At 39.1% G+C, this 26,666-nt stretch carries 26 protein-coding genes; all 26 read right to left on the bottom strand.

Annotated features, from left to right (window positions below):
- Positions 1 to 456: 456 nt before the first annotated feature.
- On the bottom strand, positions 457 to 915 hold the full coding sequence (locus tag AC4NPH_RS02950; protein ID WP_029321830.1) for a cell wall hydrolase: 459 nt from the start codon (positions 913 to 915) through the stop codon (positions 457 to 459).
- A gap of 192 nt (positions 916 to 1,107) precedes the next feature.
- Positions 1,108 to 2,409, bottom strand: coding sequence for a valine--pyruvate transaminase (locus tag AC4NPH_RS02955; protein ID WP_013057088.1), 1,302 nt, complete (start codon positions 2,407 to 2,409; stop codon positions 1,108 to 1,110).
- A gap of 15 nt (positions 2,410 to 2,424) precedes the next feature.
- Positions 2,425 to 3,660, bottom strand: a complete 1,236-nt coding sequence (locus AC4NPH_RS02960) for a DUF6421 family protein (RefSeq protein ID WP_098196495.1) — start codon at positions 3,658 to 3,660, stop codon at positions 2,425 to 2,427.
- A 27-nt stretch (positions 3,661 to 3,687) separates the two neighbouring features.
- Positions 3,688 to 4,626: a DMT family transporter gene (locus AC4NPH_RS02965; RefSeq protein WP_013057086.1), complete on the bottom strand. Its 939-nt coding sequence runs from the start codon at positions 4,624 to 4,626 to the stop codon at positions 3,688 to 3,690.
- A 32-nt stretch (positions 4,627 to 4,658) separates the two neighbouring features.
- Positions 4,659 to 5,219, bottom strand: a complete 561-nt coding sequence (locus tag AC4NPH_RS02970) for a hypothetical protein (protein ID WP_028408503.1) — start codon at positions 5,217 to 5,219, stop codon at positions 4,659 to 4,661.
- Between the two features lie 15 nt (positions 5,220 to 5,234).
- Positions 5,235 to 6,497, bottom strand: a complete 1,263-nt coding sequence (locus AC4NPH_RS02975) for an ATP-grasp domain-containing protein (RefSeq protein WP_063671604.1) — start codon at positions 6,495 to 6,497, stop codon at positions 5,235 to 5,237.
- Between the two features lie 550 nt (positions 6,498 to 7,047).
- Positions 7,048 to 8,253, bottom strand: a complete 1,206-nt coding sequence (locus AC4NPH_RS02980) for an MFS transporter (RefSeq protein ID WP_097812477.1) — start codon at positions 8,251 to 8,253, stop codon at positions 7,048 to 7,050.
- 180 nt (positions 8,254 to 8,433) lie between these two features.
- Positions 8,434 to 9,606 carry an iron-containing alcohol dehydrogenase gene (locus AC4NPH_RS02985; RefSeq protein WP_098794096.1) on the bottom strand — a complete coding sequence of 391 codons (1,173 nt, stop codon included), beginning with the start codon at positions 9,604 to 9,606 and terminating at the stop codon, positions 8,434 to 8,436.
- 190 nt (positions 9,607 to 9,796) lie between these two features.
- Positions 9,797 to 10,258, bottom strand: coding sequence for a GNAT family N-acetyltransferase (locus tag AC4NPH_RS02990; RefSeq protein ID WP_013057080.1), 462 nt, complete (start codon positions 10,256 to 10,258; stop codon positions 9,797 to 9,799).
- Positions 10,259 to 10,297: 39 nt separating this feature from the next.
- Positions 10,298 to 10,555 carry a SunI/YnzG family protein gene (locus AC4NPH_RS02995; RefSeq protein WP_098794097.1) on the bottom strand — a complete coding sequence of 86 codons (258 nt, stop codon included), beginning with the start codon at positions 10,553 to 10,555 and terminating at the stop codon, positions 10,298 to 10,300.
- A gap of 66 nt (positions 10,556 to 10,621) precedes the next feature.
- Positions 10,622 to 11,368 carry an MBL fold metallo-hydrolase gene (locus tag AC4NPH_RS03000; protein WP_279824572.1) on the bottom strand — a complete coding sequence of 249 codons (747 nt, stop codon included), beginning with the start codon at positions 11,366 to 11,368 and terminating at the stop codon, positions 10,622 to 10,624.
- 238 nt (positions 11,369 to 11,606) lie between these two features.
- Entirely contained in the window at positions 11,607 to 13,088 is a 1,482-nt protein-coding gene (locus tag AC4NPH_RS03005; protein ID WP_029321808.1) for an amino acid permease, read from the bottom strand.
- Between the two features lie 101 nt (positions 13,089 to 13,189).
- Positions 13,190 to 13,468, bottom strand: a complete 279-nt coding sequence (locus AC4NPH_RS03010) for a YokU family protein (RefSeq protein WP_013057076.1) — start codon at positions 13,466 to 13,468, stop codon at positions 13,190 to 13,192.
- Between the two features lie 2 nt (positions 13,469 to 13,470).
- Positions 13,471 to 14,880, bottom strand: coding sequence for a lysine 2,3-aminomutase (gene kamA / locus AC4NPH_RS03015; protein ID WP_013057075.1), 1,410 nt, complete (start codon positions 14,878 to 14,880; stop codon positions 13,471 to 13,473).
- A 42-nt stretch (positions 14,881 to 14,922) separates the two neighbouring features.
- The gene (locus AC4NPH_RS03020) at positions 14,923 to 15,402 is read right to left on the bottom strand and encodes a GNAT family N-acetyltransferase (RefSeq protein ID WP_013057074.1); all 480 of its coding nucleotides are present in this window, start codon (positions 15,400 to 15,402) and stop codon (positions 14,923 to 14,925) included.
- Positions 15,390 to 16,910: a M81 family metallopeptidase gene (locus AC4NPH_RS03025; RefSeq protein WP_097812476.1), complete on the bottom strand. Its 1,521-nt coding sequence runs from the start codon at positions 16,908 to 16,910 to the stop codon at positions 15,390 to 15,392. The genes AC4NPH_RS03020 and AC4NPH_RS03025 overlap by 13 nt, the downstream gene beginning before the upstream one ends.
- A gap of 29 nt (positions 16,911 to 16,939) precedes the next feature.
- Complete coding sequence (locus AC4NPH_RS03030) at positions 16,940 to 18,397, bottom strand: aldehyde dehydrogenase family protein (RefSeq protein ID WP_098196492.1); 1,458 nt, start codon at positions 18,395 to 18,397, stop codon at positions 16,940 to 16,942.
- 28 nt (positions 18,398 to 18,425) lie between these two features.
- Positions 18,426 to 19,721, bottom strand: a complete 1,296-nt coding sequence (locus AC4NPH_RS03035) for an aminotransferase class III-fold pyridoxal phosphate-dependent enzyme (RefSeq protein ID WP_013057071.1) — start codon at positions 19,719 to 19,721, stop codon at positions 18,426 to 18,428.
- Entirely contained in the window at positions 19,705 to 21,090 is a 1,386-nt protein-coding gene (locus AC4NPH_RS03040) for an aminotransferase family protein (protein ID WP_013057070.1), read from the bottom strand. Before AC4NPH_RS03040 ends, AC4NPH_RS03035 begins: the two co-directional genes overlap by 17 nt.
- On the bottom strand, positions 21,078 to 22,268 hold the full coding sequence (locus AC4NPH_RS03045) for a thiolase family protein (protein WP_057273186.1): 1,191 nt from the start codon (positions 22,266 to 22,268) through the stop codon (positions 21,078 to 21,080). The genes AC4NPH_RS03040 and AC4NPH_RS03045 overlap by 13 nt, the downstream gene beginning before the upstream one ends.
- Positions 22,268 to 22,930: a 3-oxoacid CoA-transferase subunit B gene (locus tag AC4NPH_RS03050; RefSeq protein WP_098196489.1), complete on the bottom strand. Its 663-nt coding sequence runs from the start codon at positions 22,928 to 22,930 to the stop codon at positions 22,268 to 22,270. The genes AC4NPH_RS03045 and AC4NPH_RS03050 overlap by 1 nt, the downstream gene beginning before the upstream one ends.
- A 1-nt stretch (position 22,931) precedes the next feature.
- On the bottom strand, positions 22,932 to 23,588 hold the full coding sequence (locus AC4NPH_RS03055) for a CoA transferase subunit A (protein ID WP_013057067.1): 657 nt from the start codon (positions 23,586 to 23,588) through the stop codon (positions 22,932 to 22,934).
- Positions 23,589 to 23,769: 181 nt separating this feature from the next.
- Positions 23,770 to 24,099, bottom strand: coding sequence for a DUF3870 domain-containing protein (locus tag AC4NPH_RS03060; RefSeq protein ID WP_013057066.1), 330 nt, complete (start codon positions 24,097 to 24,099; stop codon positions 23,770 to 23,772).
- A 214-nt stretch (positions 24,100 to 24,313) separates the two neighbouring features.
- On the bottom strand, positions 24,314 to 24,562 hold the full coding sequence (locus tag AC4NPH_RS03065; RefSeq protein ID WP_013057065.1) for a ferredoxin: 249 nt from the start codon (positions 24,560 to 24,562) through the stop codon (positions 24,314 to 24,316).
- A gap of 37 nt (positions 24,563 to 24,599) precedes the next feature.
- The gene (gene pdxS / locus AC4NPH_RS03070; protein ID WP_029321789.1) at positions 24,600 to 25,484 is read right to left on the bottom strand and encodes a pyridoxal 5'-phosphate synthase lyase subunit PdxS; all 885 of its coding nucleotides are present in this window, start codon (positions 25,482 to 25,484) and stop codon (positions 24,600 to 24,602) included.
- A 193-nt stretch (positions 25,485 to 25,677) separates the two neighbouring features.
- Positions 25,678 to 26,661, bottom strand: coding sequence for a quinone oxidoreductase family protein (locus AC4NPH_RS03075; RefSeq protein WP_029321787.1), 984 nt, complete (start codon positions 26,659 to 26,661; stop codon positions 25,678 to 25,680).
- Between the last annotated feature and the right edge of the window lie 5 nt (positions 26,662 to 26,666).

Raw genomic sequence — 26,666 nt, forward strand, 5'->3', positions numbered from 1 at the left:
AAAAGCACTTTTTTTAGAAGAACGGAGTCGATTCATGTCTTTTTATGCCCAAACAAAAAAGACTTGGAGGATTTCTCTAAGTCTTTCATAGCTCATTTCAATACGATATTCCTTATTTTTTGTATGCTTTTAGCTGCTGATTTCGTTTATAGGTACCAATGATACTAGGTATACCTACAACTATGCTTATCATAAAACTCCACATCATATAGCGCCAATCCCCTGTAAAAAGCGCTACTCCCATAAAAAAAAACGAGCTGACCAGCAAGAGCTAACCATGAAGCTATCCAAGCAAACATCATATTCTCTTCCACGTTATCACCTCATATTTTTAAGTATGAATGACTTCTTATATTTTACCATAAAATTCTAATTTTAAAGGTTGTTCTACTGTTTATTTTATGTACATAACTAAAAAAGCTAATAGCAGCGCGCAGCTAGCCATTAGCTTTTTCATCATTTTGCAAATACATGATGTCCTATTTTAATTGTTTCTTGTTTTTGGCGCAGCCATTGATCTCCCGTTTTATCAGGATTAAAGAAGAATAATGAACCTTTTCCTTGACCTTGGAAGTTAATTGCTTCTTCTACAGCTTTTTTTGAATCTGTGTCTGCAGGTTTATTAATTTGACCGTTGCTGACCGGACTATACTGACCTTTTTGATAAATAACGCCTTTTACAGTGTCCGGGAATTTGCTGCTGTCGACTCTGTTTAATACAACTGTCGCCACGGCTACTTTGCCTGCATAAGGCTCTCCTTTGGCTTCAGCTGACACAAGACGAGCTAATAATTCTTTATCATTTTTATTTACTTGAATGTGCTGTTCATGAGCGGGTGCTGCAGCAAATGCTGAGTAACCTGCACCAAAACTTGGGATAAGCATTGCTATAGCAATCACTAGTTTCTTTATCATAAAAATAAAAAGCCTCCTTGCTATTTCTTGACGTGGTTCATATGCTAGCAGAAATATAGGAGTCTTTCATTACAAAAAATTATCCAGTTCCAAAAGAAATTGGATGTTATTGTCTTCTTCAAACAATCTTTAGCTTATAAAACTGGACCTTTTATGATTACGTATTAGTTGCACTTCTAAATCTTAAAGAAATTATATTTTTTCTGTTTGAAATATAAAGTTTGAACTGTATATTTCCTTAACTACTGAAGAAAGAATATCAATTCCTTTCTTTAACTCCTCATCTGCAGCAGTAAGACTTATGCGAATGCACTCCCGGTTGTGAGAAGAAGATTGGCTACCGTGAAAGAATGACCCGCCTGGCACTACAATCAAGTTTTCTGCTTTTAATTTATTGTATAGATCGGTATCACTGAAAGGCAAACCTTCTAACCAAAGCCAACCAAATAACGAACCTTCCGCTTTGTGCAAATACCAAGGAATATCATCCGGCATACGTATAGTTAAAAGATTTTTTAAATAGTCATGTTTTTGTTTATAATGAGTTCTTATATGGTTAGCTGAAATTCCGGCTAACTGCCCGCTTTTTAAGGTGCTAACCACCATTCGCTGACCTAACCTAGAAGAGTGAATCAAAATATTTGATTGAAATGCTTCCATTACTTTTATGAAGTCACTTTTTCCTATAGCAATTCCTATTCTCTCTCCAGGCAATCCGACTTTAGAAAGACTCATGCAGTGAATGATATTATCATGTATGATTGGATCCATTTCAATAAAATTAATAGCAGGAAAAGGCGGTGCGTAAGCTGAATCAATTAGCAATGGAATGTGATAGTCCTTGCACACTTGGGATATAAGCTGTACGGATTCTTCAGAAAGAATGTTGCCGCTTGGGTTATTAGGTCTTGATAATACAACAGCTCCGACGTCTGGGTCCTGAGCTATTTTATCTTTAAATGCTTGTTTGTTAAATTCATAACGAAACGTATGATGATCAAGCTTTGAGAGGATAGGAGGAATTCCTTCTATTACACCTTCCTCAAGCGCGACTCCACTATACCCAGCGTAATCTGGCAGCATAGGTATTAATGCTTTTTTTACTCTTCCTTCTTTACTTGTACCGCAAAACGAATTTAAAGCTAAAAAAAAGAGATTTTGACTTCCCGAAGTGATCAAGACTTGTTCTCTGTCCAGTTTAATACGATAATTCGTAAAGAAATATTCTCTTATGCAATCAATTAATTCATGCGTACCGTAACTAGAACCATATTGGCTAATCAAATTTTTTAATTGTTTGTCGTTCACAATATCCTTTAAAGCTTCTTCCCACATTTCATAAACTTGAGGGAGAATGGCGGGGTTGCCAGCACTTAAATTCACATATTGATTAAGATTGGAATTGAGCACTTCTTGGATATCATGCATAATAGCGCGAACGCCTACTTTATTAGTCATTTTGTTTCCTATTTTACTTAAATGCAAAGCAGTCACTAGTGCACCTTCTCCTTAAAGATTATGGTCATCGAATAGTAAGTATGGAACTTCAATCTTTTTATTTTGCTGATTAATAAAGTAATTGTCCGGGATAATAAATTTATCATCGTTCTCACTAGGTAATAAGTATTTTCGAACATAATGTTCAGCTTCTTCTTTATAGTCAAGGTCACTTTGAATCGTTTCAAGTTCTTCAATTTCTTTTACTAAAAGATCCAGTTCTTTTAAGCATATGTCTAAATCTAAATAAGCATGGTCTCCTTTTCGGGATATTGAACGCCCATTTGCAACTAACCAGCTAAAAAGAAAAAATCCTGTTCCAGAATCAAAGTTTCGGGGTGCATTATGCTGACTAGGGTATCTTAAAAGTCGTTCAAAGAGAACAAATTCCGTTATCTCTTCCCAAAAAGGATATTTTCTTTTATGAAGAGTCAGCACCGTCTGGCAATCTACTTTAACTTCTTCTAGTATGCCTGCAAAAAAATTCATTTTCGCCTGTATATGTTGGTCAAAAGGTTTATTTCCGCAGTGATGGTAATAATCATGCAGATATCCCCAAATCACCCTTGCCTGATAAGTGTCTTCTCTATTCATAGTATGAGATTTAAAGTTAAAATCAGGAAAGATAGAATACGCTCTTTTTAATGTATCCTGATTGTATATGCTGTGAAATTTATTAAAGAAAAATATCGCGAAGTTTTGACTTGTTACCTTTTCTTTTGTTTTTACATTCTCAGGGAAAAATACAATACACTTCCCTTCCATAAATCCTTGAGTACCAGCTAACAGCTTTAAAGATTCACATCCATTTTTAGGATGAGGAAGGTCTGCTTCAATGGATTTCATGATTTCAGGTTCATCACGAACGGCGATAAAGGCTTCTAAATAAAACCCTCTTTTTGTAGGGCCATTAGGCGTTACAATCGGTCCTAAAAAGAACGTCGCCTCCCCGTTTGCAGGCGGGCTATAAGCAATTAACGTTTGATCAAAATAAGGAGCTTGATCGAGTCCTCTTTCAATCCAATCACATACGTCATTTTTTAATGCATTCCACACTACAGGTAAATTTAAAGAGCTATATATTGTTTCAGTTTCAGCAACTACTTTTAATAAGAGTTCTCTAGCTTTTTCGTAATTTCTTTTGACCTCTCCATTTGGGCCCTGATATTTTCTTATCTCATATAGAGCAGGTACTATTTTATCGTTTAATAACTCCACTAAACTTTGGGTATGATTTTTTGTTAACATGATTAAAACCCTCCTTTTTTAGAACAGCTACTTAGCAGAAATATTTTTAGATGATGTAAGAGTAGAGTTATTCGTGTTTTTCTCTACTTGCTTTTTCAAGTTAATAAATATAACCCCTGCTATTACAAATGCTGTACCTATATAGACCTGTTTGTTTAATGTTTCACCTAAAAAGACAAACCCTACATATAAGGCGATAACCGGTGAAATAAATAAATGCGCCGTTGCTTTTGATATATGCCATTTTTTTAATAAATAAATATTAATAGAAAACCCCAAGACCGACCCTATAATGGCCAAATATAATAATGAGATAAGACTAATACCAGAGAAAGTGCGGTTTCCATTTTCTACAAACAAACTAACAATCAGTAAACAAGCGCCTCCACTTAGCATCGAAAAAGAATTAAAGGTCATAATAGGCAAGGATTTTATGCGAGATTGAACTTGAACAGTTATAAAAGCAGAACCTAGCATAGCCATTAAAATGACAATCATAGCTACTATTTGAATCACATTCCCCTGTATAAACAGCTGATTTCCAAATACAACGCTCATACCAATTAAGCACATGACTACACCTATCTTTTGTCCTTTTGTAGCTGGGGTTCCTTTAAATAAGCGATTAAATAAAAGGGCAAACACTGAAATGCTGGCAGCTAAAACGGAAACAAGCCCGCTTGGCAAATAGACGGATGCCCAATAAACAGAACCAAACGGTAGAGCAAAGTACAAAATTCCGTTTAATGCTGAAATAATTACTACTTCTTTTGAAATGGCCATTTTTTTTGTGAGTAAGAGGTAGAGGGCAATTATTAAACTAGCAATTAAAAACCTCATACCTGCTGACCATAGAGGCAAGCTATCCTTTAATCCAGTCTTTTGAAAAGCCCATGTCGTTCCCCCGATGACGGCTAATAGACAAAACAAAAGATGTACATGAATACGGGTTAATTTAGAAATCACTGTTTCACCTTATTTCTTTTTTAAAGTTAAGCCTATTTTCTTCCGTGGAGCGTAAAACACATCGGCACTTCTCCAAAATCTTTTACAACTGTTAACCCCTGCTCGTTAGCGGCTTTACTCGTTGTAATACATGCGTCTACCTTTCCTTCTAAGCAATCAATCGCCGCTTGAGCATTACTATTTACTAACTGAACATTAGGACTGATGGAATGAGCTAAATCAACAGGGGCAGGATGTGAAGCAATTAACAGGTTATTGTTTGTTATCACCTCTTCTTTTGAGGCAAGCACCATGTTATACGTTGGCATAATAAAGCTATCTACTAGCTCTAAACTAGTTAAGTTTTTGAACACAATATCATGTAAGTAAGGATATACCGCGCAGCCTAGAAGAGCAGAACTCTCTGTTTCTTTCACATGAACTAAAGCTTCTTCCAACGTTTGATGTAAAAAGACCTGACCTTGTATGCTTTGGCGTTCGAACCACAGATAGCCTGCTTTTTCACAATTTGTTCCTTCAGGCCCTAAGGTATGGATAATGCTAATTTTTTGAAGCTGCTTATTTTTCTTACTAGACGACTCTGCAACTATCATAGCCTTTGATACCCCCTATGCGTTTACTTTATTTTTATAAACGATTTTTACTTTGTTATCTAAATAGCTGTAATACTGCTCACAGTCGGAATAAGAGTCATGAGTGGTTAAAATAAATCCAGGGTAACCTGAAAAGTGCGGATATGGTAAAATGTCTGTCCCTTTAGTTATAAATTGAATAACCCTTTTTACTTCAGTATCTCTACGCACGTCTTCTAAGCCTCGAATTTCTTTAAAAATCCCATAGCCTTGCACAGGGATAATGTAGTTGCCCACCACTTTCTTTCGTTTTCTTTCATTTTTTAATACAGGAGGTTTTAATCCTAATACATAGTAAAAAACTAGCTCCATATAGTTAATACCTGTACTTTCCTTTACGATATAATGAGAAATCCCAGATCCTCCAATGCGCGCTCCTATTTCAATTACATAAGGTTTTCCCGCTGGATCCAGGCGTAATTCAATATGAGCCGGGCCATTCTCAATCCCTAAAGCATTTGCTGCTCTAGCTGCTTCTCGTGCAATAGATTGCCAAACGTTTTCTTCTAGCTGAGCTGGAGCTATATAAACACCTTCTTCAAAGAAAGGTCCTTTGGAATTTCCTTTATAACCTATAGAAAGTACATAAACTTCCCCTTCTACAGAGAACGTTTCAATAGCAAACTCTGGCCCGTCTATAAATTGTTCAATTACCATGCCCGTTTTATTTTTTGTGAATTTACTTAGGTCTTCTTCATTTACGCGTCTCACTTTTTCTATGCTGTCAATCAGTTCTTTTTTATTATTCGCTCGTGATACACCTTGACTGGAAAATCCGTTAGAAGGTTTTACTACGACAGGATAAGGCAGTGAAAGATTCTTTAATTCCTCCGTATTTTCAACCTCTTTAAAATACGGAGTGTTAAGATCATTATCTTTCAAAACCTCTCTCATCTTCTGTTTGTTGCGACAGTTACTAATCACAAACGGTGATAAACCAGGTAAGTTTAATTCTTCTGTCAGCTGAGATACAAACTCTAATGCAGGCTCATATAATGTCATAATGCCGTCAAAAGGATTTTTGTGATGCTCTGCTTTAATAATCTCAAGAGCTTTGTCTGGGGTGTGAAATAAATCGATGGGTATGAAATTTTGTACGTTTTTAAGATGCTTAGGTTCTACTTCTTCCTGGTTATAAAAAAACGTCACTTTAATTCCGAGAGCTTCTGCTTCTTCAAAAATAAACGGTAAATATGTATTTTGTAACACAACTGCTAGATGCTTATTTTGTAACGGCATTTACTTCCCCCCTACTTTTAAACAGCTCTTCACTGTTCGATGACTAAATTCTAATGACCGCTTCATATATTTGTCAATTTAATTTTATATAACATTAGGAATATATAGAATATTTGATATATTAGTAAAAAGTTAAGAAAAGAATGGGTTATAGGGTTAATACTAAAGCGAAATTAAAAGCAGGAATTTTGCTATTTGATTATAAAGATATTGTTAGAAAAAATTTAATGAGAATTTTTATAAAAAAAGAAAGGTCGACATAGATTCAACCTTTCTTTTTTATATTTTTTATTAAAATAGATATTAACCATTTATAAAGTTACATCTTTTTCAGCCATCTCATTTAGTATTCTTTTTAATGCAATGTCGGGGTTTAATGCGGGATCCTTTATATTCACTTCTTTCATATTGCGCTCCTTTTTCATAGATATATCCATTTTTCACTTTCTTGTTTGAATTTATGTGAACCCTTTTTGTTTACTATAACGAAAGAGAAAATAAAAAGAAAAAGAAGTGAACTTATAATTCACTTCTTTTTTTGACGTAACATTTATTTCATAGGCTGCAAATGATTATTAGCTTTTTGTTTTGCATCACGCTGAACGAAAAAAATGATGCAAAGCGCCAGAAGATATAAACATGCAAAAGCTGTTATGTACCAAAGTGCTGAGGTAATTCCGCTTGCGTCCATAGTAAAGCCAATAAGCGCAGGAAAAATAGCTCCTCCAAGCCCTGAAAAACCAGTAATTAAACTTGTTACAATACGAGCAGATCCGGTAAATGTATGATTAGCATATACCATCGTAATCGAATAGATACCTGACATTGCAAGCCCTAAAAACCCTAATAAAATATAGCCTGCGACAGCTTCTTTTAATACGATAAACAGCACTAAACTCACAATTGTTCCTCCAATGCTGCCAAAAAGATAGCGTTCGTATGTAACGATTCGAATAATCCATCCAGTAGCCACTCGTCCTATTAGCATAGCCACCCAAAAAACGCTTATGCTTAAAGTAGCCTGTGACGGAATTACATCTAGATACGTGATAAAAATAGACGAAAGAAAATTATTCATACTGCTTTCTACTCCGGCGTACATAAAAATCATCACACTAAAAAGAGCAAGTATTTTCCATCTTTGATTTTTAGCAAGCACAGGCGCAGGTTCTGAGTTGGCGTCTGAAGAATCGCTTTCTGAAGTTAAAACAGTCTCTTTTTTAAAAGGAATCATTTTGCAGACCACAACCATTAGTAAAGCTAGTACACTCGTTATAAAAAATGAAAACCTCCAGCTGTTCTGCGAAATCAATAAGCTAGCTACTAACGGCATCAACAGCGCACCTAGACCAAATGATACTTCTAAATAACTCATAACAATAGCTCTTCTACCGATAAATACTTCCATCATTAAAGTAGCTACAACTACTTCCAATGCGGCTACACCAATACCGTTTAAAAAATTGAATGCAATAATCCACTCAAATGGAGGCAATAAAAGCATACCTATTTGTGATAGCGCTATCATTAGTGCGGCAATTGTAAGTAAATTCATTTCTCTGAAGCGTCCTAATAGAAAAGAAGATAGCGGAACTCCTATCAAAAATCCTAAAGAACCTAATAATACAAGCTGTCCGCCAACTGTATAGGACACATGATAATGTGTTAGCAATTGCGGTAAGACGGACCCTACGGCTGTAATGACTAATCCGCCCAGCAAATAAAGCGCATATGAAGCTAGCGCAAACTTTTTCATCTCCCCACTCCCTTAAATTCTCTAAAACGTTCTCTCTGTACTTAATTATAAAGCTTTTCCTTTAGTTGTTAACTGAAATTTGAGAAAAAAACCATTCTTCCTGCTCTACTTAATTTCCAGTCATTTATAAGATAAACCAAAAAGAAGAAGACAGATGTCTCCTTCTTTTTGGTTTTCACTTTACAGTGACGCTTTTAAAATAGCTAAAATATCACCTTTATTTAGTTTTTTAAAGTTACCGAAACCTCCGTACTCCATTTCACGAGCAGCAATTCCAGCAATTTCGTCTAGTCGCTCTTCGCCGATATCGTAATCTGCTAAGCGAGAAGGTGCACCAAGACTGGACCAAAAAGCGCTTAACTTATCGATTCCTTCTAACGCAATTTCTTTGTCGCTTTTACCTGCAGTTTCAATATCGAACATACTTGTCATTACACGCTTCATACGAGTTACATCTTGATCTACAACGTGTCGCATCCAATTTGGGAATAGGATTGCTAAACCGCCTGCGTGAGGAATGTCATATACAGCTGACACTGCGTGTTCAATAGTATGTGAAGCCCAATCTCCAAAGTAGCCCATTTGAAGTGTTCCGTTTAGCGCGATTGTTCCGGAATATAAAATCGTTTCGCGGTGCTCGTAGCTTTGCAGATCTTCTAGTAATTTCGGTGCTGTTTCAATTACTGTTTGTAATACGGAATAGCACATACGATCTTGTAAAGGCGTGTTTTTCACGTTATGGAAATATTGTTCAAATACATGGCTCATCATGTCTACCATGCCGTAGATAGTTTGATCTCTAGGAACAGACATCGTGTTCACAGGATCTAATATAGAAAATACAGGATGCGTAACAGAGCTGCCCCAAACGTATTTTTCATTTGTTTCCCAATTCGTAATAACAGAATCAGGATTCATTTCAGAACCTGTTGCTGCCAATGTTAATACCGTTCCAAACGGCAGTGCTTTTGTAGCCGTTACTTTTTTGTTAATAATATCCCAGACGTCTCCTTTATACTCAGCTCCGGCAGCGATTGCTTTTGTGCAGTCAATAACGCTTCCTCCGCCGACTGCTAACATGAAGTCAATGTTTTCATTTCGGCAAATCTCAATTCCTTTTCGTACCGTAGATAGTCTAGGATTTGGCTCTACGCCCGCTAACTCATGTATATTTACGTTTAACTCTTTTAACAGCGTAAGAACTTGATCGTATAAACCGTTTTTCTTAATGCTTCCTCCGCCGTATACAAGCAAAATATTTTTTCCGTATTTCGGGAGTTCTTCTGATAATACTTGAAGCTGATCTTTTCCGAAGATTAATTTTGTGGGATTATGATAAATGAAATTTTCCATACTATCTGTATACCTCCTAGTTGAATATAAAGTAAGTTGTCGCATTACGCGAACAAGAATGTAAGTATAAATGTAAAACAAAAATTTTTCAAGAGTTAAGTTCTCAAATCGCGTACTTTATTTTATTGAGTAATTAAAATGAAGAAAATGGCTTCTTGGATATAAAAAAGAGAGCAAGTAAATGCTCTTTTTAAAGTTCTTTATAAGCCATTTTTCTATACGTAACAAATCCTTCTTTTTCGTAAAAGCTTTCGGCAATCGTATTATCATTCCAATAATCTAACTCAATTGTATTTATGTCGTTTGTACGAGCAATGCTATAAATTTCTTTCATCAAACTTGAACCAAACCCTTTGTTTTTATAGGATTCTGCGATGTTTATTTGATGCACGTAAATTGACTCGTAAGCTTTTTTAAACACTGTTTCTGAATACTGCTTTATTTCCAGCCAAGCGAACCCTACATGCTGACCTTCGTCTTCTCCTAAAAGAAAGATAAATCTATCGTCTTTCATCACTTTCTTAAAAAATTCATGTACCTGATGAAAATCATATGTTTGAAAATGCTGCGGGTATAATTCTACATGCAGTTGATGAACAGACTGATTAAGCTTGGCAATTTTACCAGCATCGAAAGTACGACTAATCTTCAATTTTTTCTCTCCTATATCTCTCGTATTTAGTAATGGTCGTTATGAGTTTATTTCGTTTAATATAGCCGGTGCGTTTGAGGTAAATAACAGATAGTTTTTATTGGTCGTTTTTATAAAGATGCGGTCAGTCGTTCCGTACGGAGGACCAATTCGAATGGCGTTTGCTTCTTTACCTCCGTACCTGTCATCTTCCGTTACTTCAAGAATGTCTTCTAACGGAACCGTAAAGTGTGAAAGCTGCCATTTTATAATGAGATTATCATTTATTTTTCGGACACTGATAGATGGTGTAAACATTTTATACATCCCCTTTGGTTTTTATTTTCCCTTACTTGTTCTAACAAAAAACAAGTTCATTTCCCCTTAACTTTCTCCCTGTGCAATGTGTTCTTTTATCCTTAAAATTGCTTCTTTCGGACAGCCTTGAAAATACCCTCCATGGTAACAAATAACATGCTCAATGTCGTAGTGTAAGAATTTTCCGAGTGAGTGAACTGCTTGGTCCATATTTAAGGTCGTTTGTTTAACAGGTCCCATTAGTTGTCCATTTGCAAATACTAAAGCATCTCCAGCAACCAGTGTTTTTGATTTTCTTAAATAAAAACTTACATGCCCAGGTGTGTGTCCAGGGGTAAAAATCGGTTCAATGCCTTCACAGTATGGGAGCATTTGACTCCCTTTTAATACTATATCTACGTCAACTTTTGGAGGGTTTGTATACAAATATTTTATTTCATCAGGTATAGCTGCTAGTTCTTCGTTACTCATTCGACTCGCATTCGTTTTAATAAGCGGAAGTTTCCCTTCAATATACGGCTTATCAAATTCATGAGCATATACGATGATATTTTCATTTGATTTTTTTCGTATATCAGTCGCACATCCTATATGATCTAGATCTTGATGTGTTAAAAGAATTACTTTTAGCTGTTCAATAGATATACTCAATTCACCCAAGGCCTCTTTCAGTTGATCGGTTTGCCCAGGCATTCCTGTATCAATTAGAATAGCTTCATCGTTATTCCAAACTAATGTAGGATTTAATATTATATCTTGGTCAAAAGCTCTGGCAGTCAACTGTAGCATTTCAACACCTGCAGAAATTCTCATTGCAAACCCCTTTTCTTATTAAAGTACAAAGATTTTCAGCCTCCATAATCGCTTAGCATGCAGTGGTATTCTTGAATTTTATCAATAAACAAAATAAAAACCAGACTGGAAAAAAATCACTTTTTATGCTATGATATCTATAAAATAAAGCTTACTATGATAAATTTTTATAAATGAAAAGGTGAACCTTGTTGTCCAAGGTTCACCTTTTTTACTTATCGTTAGCCGTATAGCTTTTTTATTTCTTATCGTCTCTTTGGATACACTCATGCAAAGGTACAACCTTGGTTTTCTTTGCTATTTTATATCCCCACCACGTCGCTAAAAAGAGAGGCAGACCGATGTATGAGACCGTCAAGCCGTACCAATCAATTTTGTCAGAAAGTACCGCTTGATAATTCTGACCTAGAATAACGATGAGGCACATTCCAAATGCAAGAACAGGACCTAGAGGAAACCATTTTGCTTTATACGCCAGTTCATTTATATCCTGTCCTGAAGCAACATATGCTTTTCGGAAACGATAGTGGCTGATGGCAATACCGATCCACGCAATAAATCCGCTCATGCCTGAAGCGTTTAAAAGCCACATATACATTTGATCACCAAAAATTGATGTTAAAAAGGCAAGACCGCCAATGATAGTGGTTAAAACAAGCGCGTTTACTGGAATTCCTCGGCGATTAATTTTTCGAAGCGCTTTAGGCGCTTGCCCTTCATTTGCCATTGACCACAACATTCGCGTAGAAGCATATAAGCCAGAAGTTCCGGCTGATAAAACCGAGGTAAGAATAACAGCATTCATCACTGAAGCAGCTGCAGCAATTCCTGCCTTTTCAAAAACAAGCGTAAATGGACTAACAGCAATGTTATCCACGTCTCCTCCTAGAAGAGATGGACTTGTGTAAGGAATGATGAGCCCGATTACAGCAATGGCTGCAATATAAAATAGAAGAATGCGCCAAAAGACTTGGCGAATGGCTTTTGGTATATTTTTTTGAGGGTTTTCACTTTCCCCCGCTGCAATGCCGACTAGCTCTGTACCTTGAAAAGAAAATCCCGCGATAAAGAAAATGCTTAGTACGGACAGAAATCCGCCGTTGACCGGCGCTTCTTCTAATGTAAAATTTTTAAAGCCAATATATTCACCGCCGAAAATGCCAAAGATCGTCAGAAGTCCCACTCCGATAAACACAATGATGGTTACTACTTTTACGAGAGCAAACCAATATTCAGATTCTCCATAGCTTTTTACAGATAGGAAATTAAGTAAAAAAATTAAGCCTAAAAACAAAGCGCTCCAGATAATACTTGGCACATCAGGGAACCAAAACTTCATGATAATAGCAGAAGCAGCTATTTCTACAGCGAGCGTAACAGCCCAGTTAAACCAGTAGTTCCAGCCGAGCGCAAAGCCGAGAGCTGGGTCTACATAATGACTGGCGTACGTTGAAAAAGAACCTGAGACCGGCATAAACGTGGCCATTTCTCCAAGACTAGTCATGAGAAAGTAAACCATAATTCCAATGGCCCCGTAAGCAATCAGCGCTCCTCCAGGTCCAGCAGTTTGGATGGATGATCCGGTAGCTAGAAATAAGCCAGTTCCTATTGACCCTCCAATGGCAATCATGGTCATATGGCGTGCTTTTAAATGGCGTTTTATATGCTTATCGTCCTGCTTTTTTTCTTCTTCATTACGATTTATATCGACCGCTTCCATACTTATCCCACCTTTATAAATGAACTATGCGCACATGTTTAACGTAAAGCGTATAAGAATATCCATCTCCTATAAAAAGTAGGAGATGGACTCTTCATTGCTTACTTTGAAAAATCAAAGTAGTTTCGTTTTAATAGACGAGGCAGGCTCATAAGCTGTTCGTACGTTACACTTTTTTCTAAGGCAGAGGTGTTGATTAAAAACAGTTGATCTTCAATGTGTCCTACCGTTTCATCTGTTTGATACGTAATTCCGCATTCTGAACATGTAATGGAAGGCGTCTCTTTAATTTCTATGGCTTTTGTGCCGTCAGGAAGCTCCCAATAAACCGTTGCATCCGTCTCTTTCGCTTCATAGGATTCGCACCATTGACATTTCAATATTATTCCTCCTTCGCTCCCGCCGTTTCGTATTTTTTCATTTGCGTTTCAAATTTTTTCTCTTTTAATTGATCGCGCTTTTCACGCTTGTCTTTCAAAGAGCTATGCTCTGGATTTTGGTCATACGTTTTCCGGCGGTCAAGACGGTTTAGACCTTCCGGCGTTAAGTTGAACTTTGTATCATCAATAATCGAAAGAACACCGTTGCTTTCAAATTTTTCAAACACTTCAGGATATACTTTTTTATAAAATTCTTCTGCGCTACCACTTTGGTAATTTTGCGGCTCCGGATAAGATGTAATAACACCTTCAAAGTTTCGAAGCACTACTTTATTGGAGCTTTGAGAAATAATGTAGTTTGGCTGCAGCGGAATTTTACCGCCTCCTCCAGGAGCATCCACGATAAACGTAGGAACCGCATAGCCGGACGTATGGCCGCGAAGTCCTTCCATAATTTCTAGCCCTTTACTGATCGGCGCACGGAAATGGCCGATTCCTTCTGATAAATCACATTGATAAATGTAATAAGGACGCACGCGAATTTTTACTAAATCATGCATAAGCTGCTTCATGATTGGCACGCTGTCGTTAATTCCGGCTAAAATAACCGCTTGGTTTCCAACTGGAACCCCTGCGTTCGCAAGCATTTCACAAGCACGCTTTGATTCTTCTGTAATTTCAATTGATGTGTTAAAGTGCGTATTTAGCCAAACCGGATGATATTTTTTTAAGATATTGCACAGGTTTTCTGTAATGCGCTGCGGGAACACCACCGGTGCTCTTGTACCGATACGAATAATTTCTACGTGCGGAATATCGCGCAAATTTTTCAAAATATATTCTAAAATATTGTCATTGATTAATAGGCCGTCTCCTCCGGAAATTAACACATCACGGATTTGAGGGTTGGCTGCAATGTAATTAATAGCTGTATCCAGCTGTTTTTTTGGAACCCCCATGCCAATTTGCCCTGAAAAACGTCTTCTTGTACAGTAGCGGCAGTACATAGAGCATTGATTTGTAACTAAAAACAGCACGCGGTCGGGATAACGGTGTGTTAACCCAGGAACCGGTGAATCTTCATCTTCATGAAGCGGATCTTCTAAATCATACCTTGTTTTATGCAGTTCTTCTGAAATAGGAACGGACTGCATTCTGATTGGACATTTCGGATCATTCTCATCCATTAACCATGCGTAGTAAGGAGTGATATTTAACGGAATCGTTTTGGTTGCAATTTTAACACCTTCTTCTTCTTGAGGTGTTAAATTTATCACTTTCTTTAAATCTTCCAATGTTTTAATCGTGTTTGTCAGCTGCCATACCCAGTCGTTCCACTGCTCGTCCGTTACATCTTTCCAAAGCTCGATTTCTTTCCAGTGTCTGCTTGCTTTATATAACGTATTGTTCATTTTATATTCCCTCCAAAGTTTATTTTTTGAATAGATGTTCTACTAAGAAATTGACCGCACCATATAATAGCGATCTTCTCCTTCGCCAAACTCTCCTGCTCGCGTTTCTTTAATGGTAAAGTCCATTTTTTTATACAGCTTCACAGCCCCTTCATTTTTTACATTCACAGTCAAACAAACGCTTTCGAAATTATCTTTTTTTAGAATCGAAAATATTTCTTCTAAAAACAGCTGTCCAATTCCGCTTCCTTGTTTATCAGATCGGACGTAGAAACCAAAGATATAAGCTTTTGTGATATCTTTGTAATCTCGAAGCAGCTCACAAATGGCAATCGGCCTTGCGTCATTTTCCTGGAAATATTGAATAAGCTTGCCGTAGCGGGCTAAAGGTACAAGCGTCTGTTCATCAACGGCTCCCATGCCCGGAAACGCATCTTTTTCAAGTTCAATCATCATCTTTTGCTGCTCCGGATTTAACGATTCCGGCACTTCGATATAGTACTGCTCTTTTAATGCATCCATTTTTCTTTCCTCCTTTTTTCACTTTCATATTTGACATCTTGCAGCGGCCAGATTGGATTTGGAATGTGCTGATAATTAAAGGTCGTTAAGCGATTTGATGCTACGCCTGGTGCATCCACATAGATGATAGCTCCTACAAGCGGCTCAAAAGCGGCTCTGAAATGATTTTTAGCTTTTAAACCGATGATTTTTTTCGTCGCTGGCTCAATGCCGATATGGCGAAAAAGTTCAGGATCGTTTGCTGATACCGGCCTTCCAATCAGCAAAATATCCAATTCTCCTACTCGAATATGAGCTGCACCTTTTACATTTACTTTCAAATGCTGATTAAACGGTCCCGAATTGTAAAACTCACCTTCTGATAAACCAATGACCTTTGCTTCAACTTCAACGGGCTTTCCAAACTCAGGAGAAACTTTTCCTCCTAAGGAAAGAGAGACGTAATTCCCAACTCCTGCTTGCACGCATTGTTCAATAGGTTCAGGGTCATAAAGACCTCCAAACAGTGTCCCCGGCATATTTAGCTTCAGCATGTATTCCAAAAGTTCTGTTGTATCGCCGCTTCCGCAGCTTAAAGGATTGTCCGCTATATCAGCGAGCACAATTGGCTGTTCGCTTGATAGTTTTAACGCTGTTTGCAGACCTTCTTCAACGGTAGGCAAATCCACGATAAACTCTTCTTTTATACTCCAAAACTGAGAAGCTAGTTTCTTTGCTACTTTTTCTGCTGTTTCAGGATTCAAAGCTGTTACGAGCACGCTTGCTCCGGCAATTGGAATATCAGAATACGGAAAGCCCCCAAAAATGGAAACATTGTATACGTCTGCTTCTTGCTCGGCTTGCTTAGCAAGATCAATCATTTTTTTCATCGGCCCTTCTGCGGTTCGCATATTAATCGACGGCAAAAGCATAGGCAATTTTTTTAAAGATGCATAATAGATAGCGCTTTCTTTTACTTGTGTTAAAAGCGCTCGCGCAGCGTTCACTCCTTGTTCGTACATATCAACATGAGGATATGTTTTAAAACCAAAATGAAGCGGCGTGTACGTAAGCATATCTTCACTGATATTTGCGTGCATATCGAGCGTAGTAGCAATGGGAACGTTGCTTCCTATACAGCTTCTTATCTGACTTAACAAATGAGCTTCAGGATCGAAAAGATGCTCTACTACCATTGCGCCGTGCAAAGCGATTAACAAACCATCTAGCGGCCCCGCATGAGTAAGTGAGTGCAACATTTGCTTTTCAATTATGTGATAAGCTTCAGAAGATACGATCCCAGACGGAACTGCAGCTGCACAAACAAGGGGAACGATTTCTACCTGCTTCTCTTGCTTTAATACATCTAAAAATCCCCCTACTTCTGTTTTGGTTCCTGAGTATGCTTTATATATTTCCGTTCCAACAAAATAGCCTTCTTGTACAAACTGTTCTATTTCTGTTTTTAATGGACTAAAGCTGTGAGATTCATGATAAAAAAAGGCAATTCCAATGCGATGTGAAGACATGTGCTCCTCCTTTTCGCTAAGGTGCGAGATTAATAGTTGGTGTAGACAGACTTCCATTCTGTCATCACATCAAACGCATGATGAGAAACTTCTCTGTGGCCGTTGCCAGACATTTTCATTCCTCCGAATGCTACCCCCATTTCAGCATTAGATGTTCCGTTATTGATATAGACTAATCCGCTAACAGCGTCTTTTGCCGCTCGGCTGGCATAGTGCAAGCTGCTTGTATAAATAGAAGTGGAGAGCCCATACATCGTTCCATTATTGACGCTCATTGCTTCTTCATAGCCATTTACTTCAATAAAAGCAAGCACGGGGCCAAAAATCTCTTCTTGAGCAATTGTGTGGTTAGAATGAACGTTATCAATGATAGTAGGCATATAATAACAAGTTCCTAACTCTGATAAAGCACGACCTCCAAACGCAATATTCCCGCCTTCTTCTACCGCTTTTTGTACGTAATCTTCTACTAAACGGCATTGCTGTTCATTAACAAGCGGTCCTATCACAACTCCTTGTTCAAGGCCATTCCCAACCTTCATTTCTTTTGTAAGAGCTATTACTTTTTTCAAAAGCTCTTCTTTTACTGAACGCTCCACGATGACTCTGCTAGCTGCTGTACAGCGCTGCCCCGTTGTCGTAAACGCTGATTTAATAATTCCTTCTGCTGCTTTATCCAAATCGGCATCCTTTAATACAATAACAGCGTTTTTTCCTCCTAGCTCTAAAGAAATTCGTTTTAAGGTTTTGCTGCTCATTTCTGCTAACTGCTGACCAACTTCCGTAGAACCTGTAAATGAGATAATTTTCACTTCAGAGTGCGTAGCAAGCTTTTGTCCAACGATTCTGCCCGATCCTGTAAGCAAGTTAATTGTTCCCTTTGGAAGCCCCGCAGCGTGCAATACTTCCATAAAAACCTTCGCTGAGAGCGCCACTTCTGAAGCCGGCTTCCAGACAACGGTATTGCCAGCGATTAAAGCGGCAAACATTTTATAAGAAGCGAGAGAAACAGGAAAGTTCCACGGTGTAATACATGCCACAACTCCAAGCGGTTCGCGAACCATTTTTATATCTCGGTCAGGAAAGCCAGCGGGCACTATTTCGCCAAACAAACGTCTTCCTTCTCCCGCCATATATTGAGCTGTTGCAATGACGACACCAACTTCGCCTATGGATTCTGTCAGCGGTTTTCCCATCTCTTTTGTCATCACTTGAGCTAGCTCTTCTTTTCTGTCTTCAAAAAGCTCAGCTGCTTTTGTTAAAAATGCTGCACGTTCAGGAATAGATGTATTTTTCCAGTGGCTGTAGGCTGTACTAGCCGCTTTTACCGCATCATCGACTTGACTAGCCGTAGCGGCTGCGCACGTTCCGACGAGCTCTTGTGTTGCAGGGTTTATACTTTCAAAATAGGTTTGCTCCTCTTCACTTATCCACTCGCCGTTAATATATAAATTTCCTTGTAACAGTTCGGTTTTAGTCTGACTCATATTGTTACCCTCCTTTTCATTTAAAAAGCTAGTTAATTGAAACTGCTTCTGTGATGACTTCTTCTAGTAAAGACAGCCCTTGATCCAGCACGTCTTTATCAATATTTAGCGGCAGCATTAAACGAATGGTTTGCCCTTTAACTCCGCAGTTCATAATAAGCAGTCTTTTTTCCAGCGCTTTTGATTTAATAACAGGGACATAAGCAGCTGCTGTTTCAACATGAAATTCAATACCAATCATCATACCAATTCCTCTAACCTCTTTAATAGCCGGTAAATGTCCGATAGAATGCTGAAGGCGTTTAACAATATCAGCGCCTACTTTTTCACTGCGTTCTACAAGCTTTTCTTCTTCAATGATTGAAATATTAGCTAAAGCAGCTGCACACGATACTGGATTTCCTCCAAAAGTAGAACCATGTCCAGCTGTTGGCCATTTCTCATGCAGTTCTCGGCTTGCTACAATGGCTCCTAGTGGCATGCCACCCGAAAGAGCTTTTGCTAAAACTAAAATATCTGGTGTGACTCCAGCATGTTCTGCCGCAAACATTTTCCCAGTGCGCCCAAATCCCGTTTGCACTTCATCAAAAACAAGCAGAATGCCATAATCATTGGCTATGTCTCTCAGTGCGCGTAAAAAGCTAGAAGGAGCAGGGTAATAGCCTCCTTCGCCCATGACTGGCTCAATCACAATCGCTGCTACGCGTGAAGGATCCACTCGCAGTTCAAACAGCTTTTGCAGTTGATTTAAGCAATATGCTTCCGCATCTTCCTCGTCAATATTAGGAAGCTGACTTGGATAGGGATAAGGAGCATGATACACTTCTCCTAAAATCGGTTCATAGTAGCTGCGGTATTTTGAGCTTGAAGCCGTAATAGCTGTAGCTCCTAGTGTACGGCCGTGAAAAGAACCTTCAAAAGCAATGATCGCTGGTCTGCCAGTGGCCGCTTTTGCTAATTTGAGCGCACCATCAATGGCTTCTGCGCCTGAGTTTGAAAAAAAAACCGTGTCTAAGTTTCCAGGCGTAATTTGCGCAAGTTTTTCTGCCAAATTCACTGCTGTTTCGTAATAGCCGTAGTTTAAGCCTAGGTGAAGCAGCTGATCTGCTTGTTTTTTAATCGCTTCTACCATCTTTTCATGCGTATGACCCACTGCATTGACAGCTACTCCTGATACAAAATCAATATATTCCTTACCATCAGCTGTCCAAAATTTCGCACCGTGCGCTTTTTCAATAACAAGCTCTGTTACTCTTGTCATCACCGGTGATAAATGTTTTTTTCCTTTGATTTGAAGCTCTTCTGTTTTATTTTGCACTTTCATATGACTCATCCTTTCTTATGTGCTGATGAAAAATAGAAAACGCATGATCTAGCAATCTCACTATTTCATCAACTTCTGATTTCGCTATATTTAAAGGAGGACTGATAATGATATGCTCTCCTTTATGTCCATCTATAGATCCGGATCCTGGATAAAAGACGCCTCCAAGCTCCATACAAATTTCATTGAGCTTTTCGCTGGCTGCTTCACGTGGCTCGAAAAATATCTGTTGATTGGCGTCTTTCATTAGTTCTAATCCAATTAAAAGTCCGCGGCCGCGAATATCTGAAATATAAGGATGCTTGCGCTGCAGCGCTACTAAACATTCCATTAAATACGCGCCTTGAGTTTCAACGTTTTGAAGGATATTCATTTCTTCATACATATCCAAAGCAGCAAGACCTGCCGCTATTGAAACAGGATGTCCACTGTACGTATAGCCATGAAGAAATTTCCCGCTGCTATTTTCTAACAGGCCTTGAATCAGACGGTCATGGACAATCATTCCTCCTAAAGGAGCGTACCCAGCTGAAACTCCTTTACCAAATGTTAGGATATCTGGTTCGATTCCGAATTGTTCCACTGCAAAATTAGTTCCGGTTCTCCCAAAGCCTGTCATCACTTCATCAACAATCAAAAGAATGTCATAGCGGCTGCAGAGTTCACGCACTTTTTTAAAATAGTCAAGCGGAGGTACAACAGCTCCTTGCTGACTTCCTACGATGGGCTCTGCGATTAAAGCTGAAATATTTTCTGGACCAAGCTCTAAAATAGTGCGTTCAATATCGGTGATGCAGCTCCAGTTTTGATTTGCCACGCAGTCTTCTTGATTTCGATTATACGGACAGCGATGACAATACGGAGAATAGACGTGCGCAAAATGTAAAAGATTAGGTGTATAAGGATATCGTCTTTTTACATCTCCTCCAGCTGATAGTGCACCTATCGTATTTCCGTGATAGGACTGCCACCTTCCGATTACGATGTGTTTTTGCATCTTTCCGGCATCTCTGTGATATTGCCTTGCTAATTTTAATGCACTTTCATTTGCTTCTGATCCTCCTGATGTAAAATAGACTTTATTTAAATGAAGTGGTGCCATGTTACCAATTTTTTCTGCAAGTTTATGCAAAACATTCGTTTCAAAACGTAATGTATGAACAAAAGCCGCTTTTTTTGCCTGCTCAGCCATCGCCTCGGCTATTTGTGTAATGCCGTGCCCTAAATTTGCCGCCACGGCCCCAGAGCATCCGTCTAAATACTTTTTTCCTTGTTCATCTATTAAGTAGCTTCCTTCACCGTGTGTAATCATTGGATACTTTTTTGTTAAATCTCTATGAAACACATAGTCTCTTTTTATTTCGTCCATCTTTCCACCACCATCGCCATTCCTAATCCTCCTGCAACGCAAATAGTTGCGAGACCGTATCGTCTTTTTTGCTTTTGGAGTTCATGGCACAGAGTTGTTATGATTCTTGCCCCGGAGCAGCCTAAAGGATGGCCAAGCGCAATTGCTCCTCCGTTTACATTCACTTGTTCTGATGTGATATTCCATTCTCTTAAGCAAGCAATACTTTGGGCGGCAAATGCTTCGTTTAATTCAATCAAGTCCATATCACCTAAGCGTAAACCGACTTTATTTAAAGCAATTTGCGAAGCAGAAACGGGGCCAATTCCCATTTCCTTTGGAGAAACGCCCGCTGCGGCAAACGACACAATCTTAGCCATAGGTGTTAATCCGAGGTGCTCAGCTTTTTCTTCCGACATCATCAGCAGCATCGAAGCGCCATCGTTTCTACCGGATGAATTGCCAGCTGTCACCGTTCCATTCCTTTGAAAAACGGGCTTAAGCGTACCAAGCTTTTCTTTGCTAGTAAGACGAGGAAATTCATCTGTTGCAAAATGCCCCATTCCTTTTTTTCCTTCTTTTACAGGCACGGGGATAATTTCTTCTTCGAACAAATCAAGTTCTATAGCCCGCCTAGCTTTTTCCTGACTATAAAGAGCAAACTCATCTTGTTCCGCGCGACTAATACTATACTTTTCAGCGAGCCACTCGGCCGTCTGTCCCATCGTAAAAGTTCCGTATAACGTTTCAGGCTGTGATTTTGGCTGACTTTCTGTATTAGAGTCATAGAGTGTTAAATCACCAACGTGAAAACCGAAACGAGTGCCTACCGTATAGTGCGGTGCTTGAGACATGCTTTCCACTCCTCCGGCTAATACCACTTCGGCTTGACCTGATAAAATGGACATAGCTCCATTCATTACAGCCTGCATGCCTGAGCCGCACTGGCGGTGCACCGTATAAGCTGGAATACGTTCAGAGAATTGAGCTTTCAGCCCGGCTACTCTTGCTATATTAGGAGCATGAGCGCTTTGTTTCGTTTGTCCGACAATAATTTCATCAACAATCTCTGACGTATATCCGGCTGAAGACAAATTGTTTTTCATCACGAGAGAGACTAGTTCTTCCGGAAGCGTATCTGCAAGCGAACCGCCAAACTTTCCAATAGGCGTTCGAAATGCATTTACAATCACTGCCATTATGCCGTCACCTCATTGTTTTTATTAAATAATTTAGAAACGCGAAAAGGAGCCTGTGTTTTTTGTTGTACTGTCTCTAAAGAAACACCGGGAGCTGTTTCAAGAAGTTCAAGACCAAGGTCCGTTACGGAAAAGACAGCTAATTCCGTAATAATCATATCGACTCGTCGCTCTGAAGTAAGTGGATAAGTTAACTCCTCAACTAGCTTTGACTCTCCTTGGCTATTCGTATGAAGAGTCGTCACGATCACTTTTTTTGAGCCTTCTAATAAATCCATTGCTCCTCCTACGCCAAGAACACTTTTCCCAGGAACAGCCCAGTTCGCAATTCGGCCTGCTTCATCTACTTGAAGCACTCCAAGAATGGATACATTCACATGGCCTCCGCGTATCATAGCAAAAGAATCAGCGCTGTTAAAAAATGAGGCACCTCCCAAAACTGTGACGGGCAGCTTTCCAGCATTCACAAGTTCTGGATCTACATAGGCTTCTTCAGGAGTAGGTCCAACGCCGAGAATCCCGTTTTCTGAATGTAAAAACACGTGAACATCGGGTGAGATATAATTAGCAACTAAAGTAGGAATGCCGATTCCTAAGTTCACTACATCTCCGTGACAAAGCTCTTTTGCAGCACGCGCAGCAATATATTGTTTGACGTTCATCTTAATTTTCTCCTTTCACTACGATATAAGTAACGTATAAATGAGGCGTTACAATTTCTTCAGGAGAAATCTGTCCAACTTCAACAACTTCTTCTACTTCTGCAATCACGATATCAGCGGCTGTTGCCATCATTGGATTAAAGTTTCTTGCTGATTTGCTGTAAATAAGATTTCCCAGTCGATCTGCTTTTTTAGCTTTTATAAGAGCTACATCTGCGTGCAGCGATTCTTGCAAAACATATTTCTTTCCTTTTAATACTCGTTCTTCTTTTCCTTCCGCCAGCTGGGTCCCTACGCTCACAGGCGTATAAAATCCTCCGATGCCTGCTCCTCCTGCTCTAATTGCCTCGGACATTGTTCCTTGCGGGATGAGCTCCACTTGAAGTTCTTGTTGTTGATAAGCGTGTACAACTTCAGGGTTGGAAGTAAAATAAGACCCTATGGCTTTTTTTACTTGTTTTTTTTGAACCAATACACCTAATCCTTTTCCAGGTTCACCGAGGTTATTACTAATAATCTCTAAATCTTTAAGGTTTGATTTGGCAATCGCTTCAATCAGACTAAGCGGGCTTCCAACAAGACCAAATCCACCTACCATAATGCGTGCGCCATCTGTTATTTTTTCTATTGCTTCTTCGCGCGTGATGATTTTGTTCATTTTGTTTCCTCCTTTTCTTTTTATATTTCACAGCGCTTTACACGAAAAAAACCAAGCAGGACACAATGACTCCCCAAAGAAAAAGGGATGTCCCCCACTCTTTGTAAAGTGTGTGTGTGTCTGCTTGGTTTTAATAAGACCATGAAAAGAGGTTGTCTTCTCACTTTATTCTAACCAAACGCTATGTAATTTTTTGATTCACATTATCCCAGTAACGTTGGATTGCAGCCTGAAGCGCTACGATAATCGCCTGTTGAGATGGAGCAAAATAATAATTTTGAATACGTTCAATAAGAGGTTCAATTCCATCTGCAAGGCAGTAACCAATAAGCAGCTTCCGGAAAAAATTTTGCGTCAGCTCCGTAATAAACGTAAACTCAGCATTTACAATTTTATGCTCTGTCAGATCCACTTCTAGTACAATTCCCGCATGCTTATACATTTCATACATGGAAGTTCCCTGTGGAGCTTTTGCATATCCTGTCACAATGACTGTATTCAGTATTTGCATGCCCCTTAATCTCCTTTTAAAAACTATTTGATTACTCTGCACTTTTACAATAATAATTCTGAAAGGTCAAATGAGACTAACTCATATGCTTTTAGTTATGTAAGTGCTTTCATTTTTAAAAAGATATGTTCTTACACAACTAACATTTCGCCTTTTCTAGACAAAATCCTTCTTTTCTTTTAAAAAAACTTTCTATTTTTTTATTTATTTCGGTTTATTGAAATTTATTCGAGTCTCCATCAAACTTTTCATCCGCTATACGGATGGACTCTGTTGGACATCCTTCAAACGCATCTATTAAATCGTCTTCCAGCTCTTGGGGCACTTCAACCGTGCCTTGATTATCATCAAGTATAACGAACGCAATTCCTTCATCATCATAATCATAAATATCAGGTGCCGCAGCTCCGCATGCACCGCACGCAATACACGTTTCTTTATCGACTATCGTATATTTCCCCATGGTCATTCTCCTAACTAAGTTTAAAAGTTATTACTCATTACCAGCCGCGTTCTTGCATACGATTTTCTGGTAATAATGATGAAATTTCAATTCCTTTCATTGCACTTCCTAATCCTTTTGACAAGTTTGCAATAAGTTCATAGTCTTGATAATGCGTTGTTGCTTCCACGATTGCTCGCGCAAATTTTTCAGGGTTGTCTGATTTGAAGATTCCTGATCCAACGAACACACCGTCTGCTCCTAGCTGCATCATTAACGCTGCGTCTGCGGGTGTTGCTACGCCGCCTGCTGCAAAGTTTACAACTGGTAAACGGCCTTCACGTTTAATTTGCAGTAATAGCTCATAAGGCGCACCTAATAGTTTAGCTTCTGTCATTAACTCGTCTTCATCCATGCCTACAACTTTACGTACTTGAGCGTTTACTTGGCGCATATGACGCACTGCTTCGACGATGTTTCCTGTTCCTGGTTCGCCTTTTGTACGCAGCATCGAAGCACCTTCACCAATTCGTCTTGCTGCTTCCCCTAAATCACGGCATCCGCATACAAATGGAACCGTAAATGTACTTTTGTTAAGGTGATATTCCTCATCAGCTGGAGTGAGTACTTCACTTTCGTCAATGTAGTCTACACCCATTGCTTCTAGCACGCGTGCTTCAACAATATGGCCAATACGAGCTTTCGCCATAACTGGAATGGATACAGCGTTCATCACTTCTTCCACAATTGTTGGATCTGCCATACGAGATACGCCGCCTGCTGCACGAATATCGGCTGGAACGCGCTCTAACGCCATAACGGCAACAGCGCCTGCTGCCTCTGCAATTTTTGCCTGTTCTGCATTAATGACGTCCATGATAACGCCGCCTTTTTGCATTTCTGCCATTCCCCGCTTTACGCGGTCCGTTCCATTTCTCACCATATTCAATTCCTCCTTTATATGTTCAAACACTTATTATGCAACTTCCATGCCAGTGTTAAAATATAGAAGAAATTAGTAAAAAACATTGATTTTTATGCCAAATTATTAAGCGGTTTTTAAAAAATTGGCAGGTGAAAGCCAATTTTTTAAACCAAAACAGCTCCCATCCCTATTAGAGACAGAAGCTGTTTTGTTAAGGAACTAACACTAATTTTCCGGTCGTTTTTCTTCCTTGAAGCAGACGATGTACATCTGCCGCTTCATCAAGTGAAAATGTGCCGCCCAGCATTAATTTTAGCTGACCGGAATTTACGTAGTTTAATAGCTCATGCAGGCTTTGCTGATAAAGCGCTGGTTTTGCCATCATTTGAGGTAAGAAAAAGCCTAGAACCGATTGATTTTTTTCCATCAGGCGGGCAGGGTTAAATTTTACAGGTTTTCCGCTAGCCATTCCGTAAAAAACGAGGCGCCCAAATGGTGCAAGACATTGAAGAGATTCATAGAATATATGCCCTCCTACCATTTCTAAAATAATATCGGCTCCTTTTCCTTCCGTTACTTCTAAAATTTGTTTTTCCCAGCCTGTTTCTGTATAGTTAATCGTTTCGTCAGCTCCGAGATTTTTTGCAAGCTCAAGCTTTTCTTTGGAGCTCGCTGTAGCAATAACTTTTCCAGCTCCAAACATTTTGGCAAGCTGAACAGCTAAGGTTCCAACACCGCCTGCTGCCGCATGAACAATGACGGTTTCTCCTTTTTCAAGGCGACCCATTGTTTTTAAAATATGATAAGCCGTGAGTCCTTGAAGAGGCAAAGCAACCGCTTGTGTTAAATCCACATTCTCCGGCAACGGAATAAGGCCTCTTGAATCTGCCAGCGTGTACTCAGCGTATCCTGTTGCTCGATTAGATCCTAGCAACGTCACGACTTTTGTACCTACTTGTATCCCTTTTACATCCTCGCCTACTTCAACCACTTCGCCCGCTACTTCAGAACCTGGGATAAAAGGCAGCGGTGTTTCGACTACGTATGCTCCTTCACGCCGCGCAGCGTCGGCGTAATTAACGCCGATTGCCGCAACTTTAATGAGCACATCTTTCTTTTTTGGTACAGGGCGTGCAATATCGATAACTTGAAGAACATCAGGTCCCCCGTACTGCGTAAATTGAATGGCTTTCATCTTAT

It is taken from the genome of Priestia sp. MDV22-iso46, from assembly GCF_058629175.1.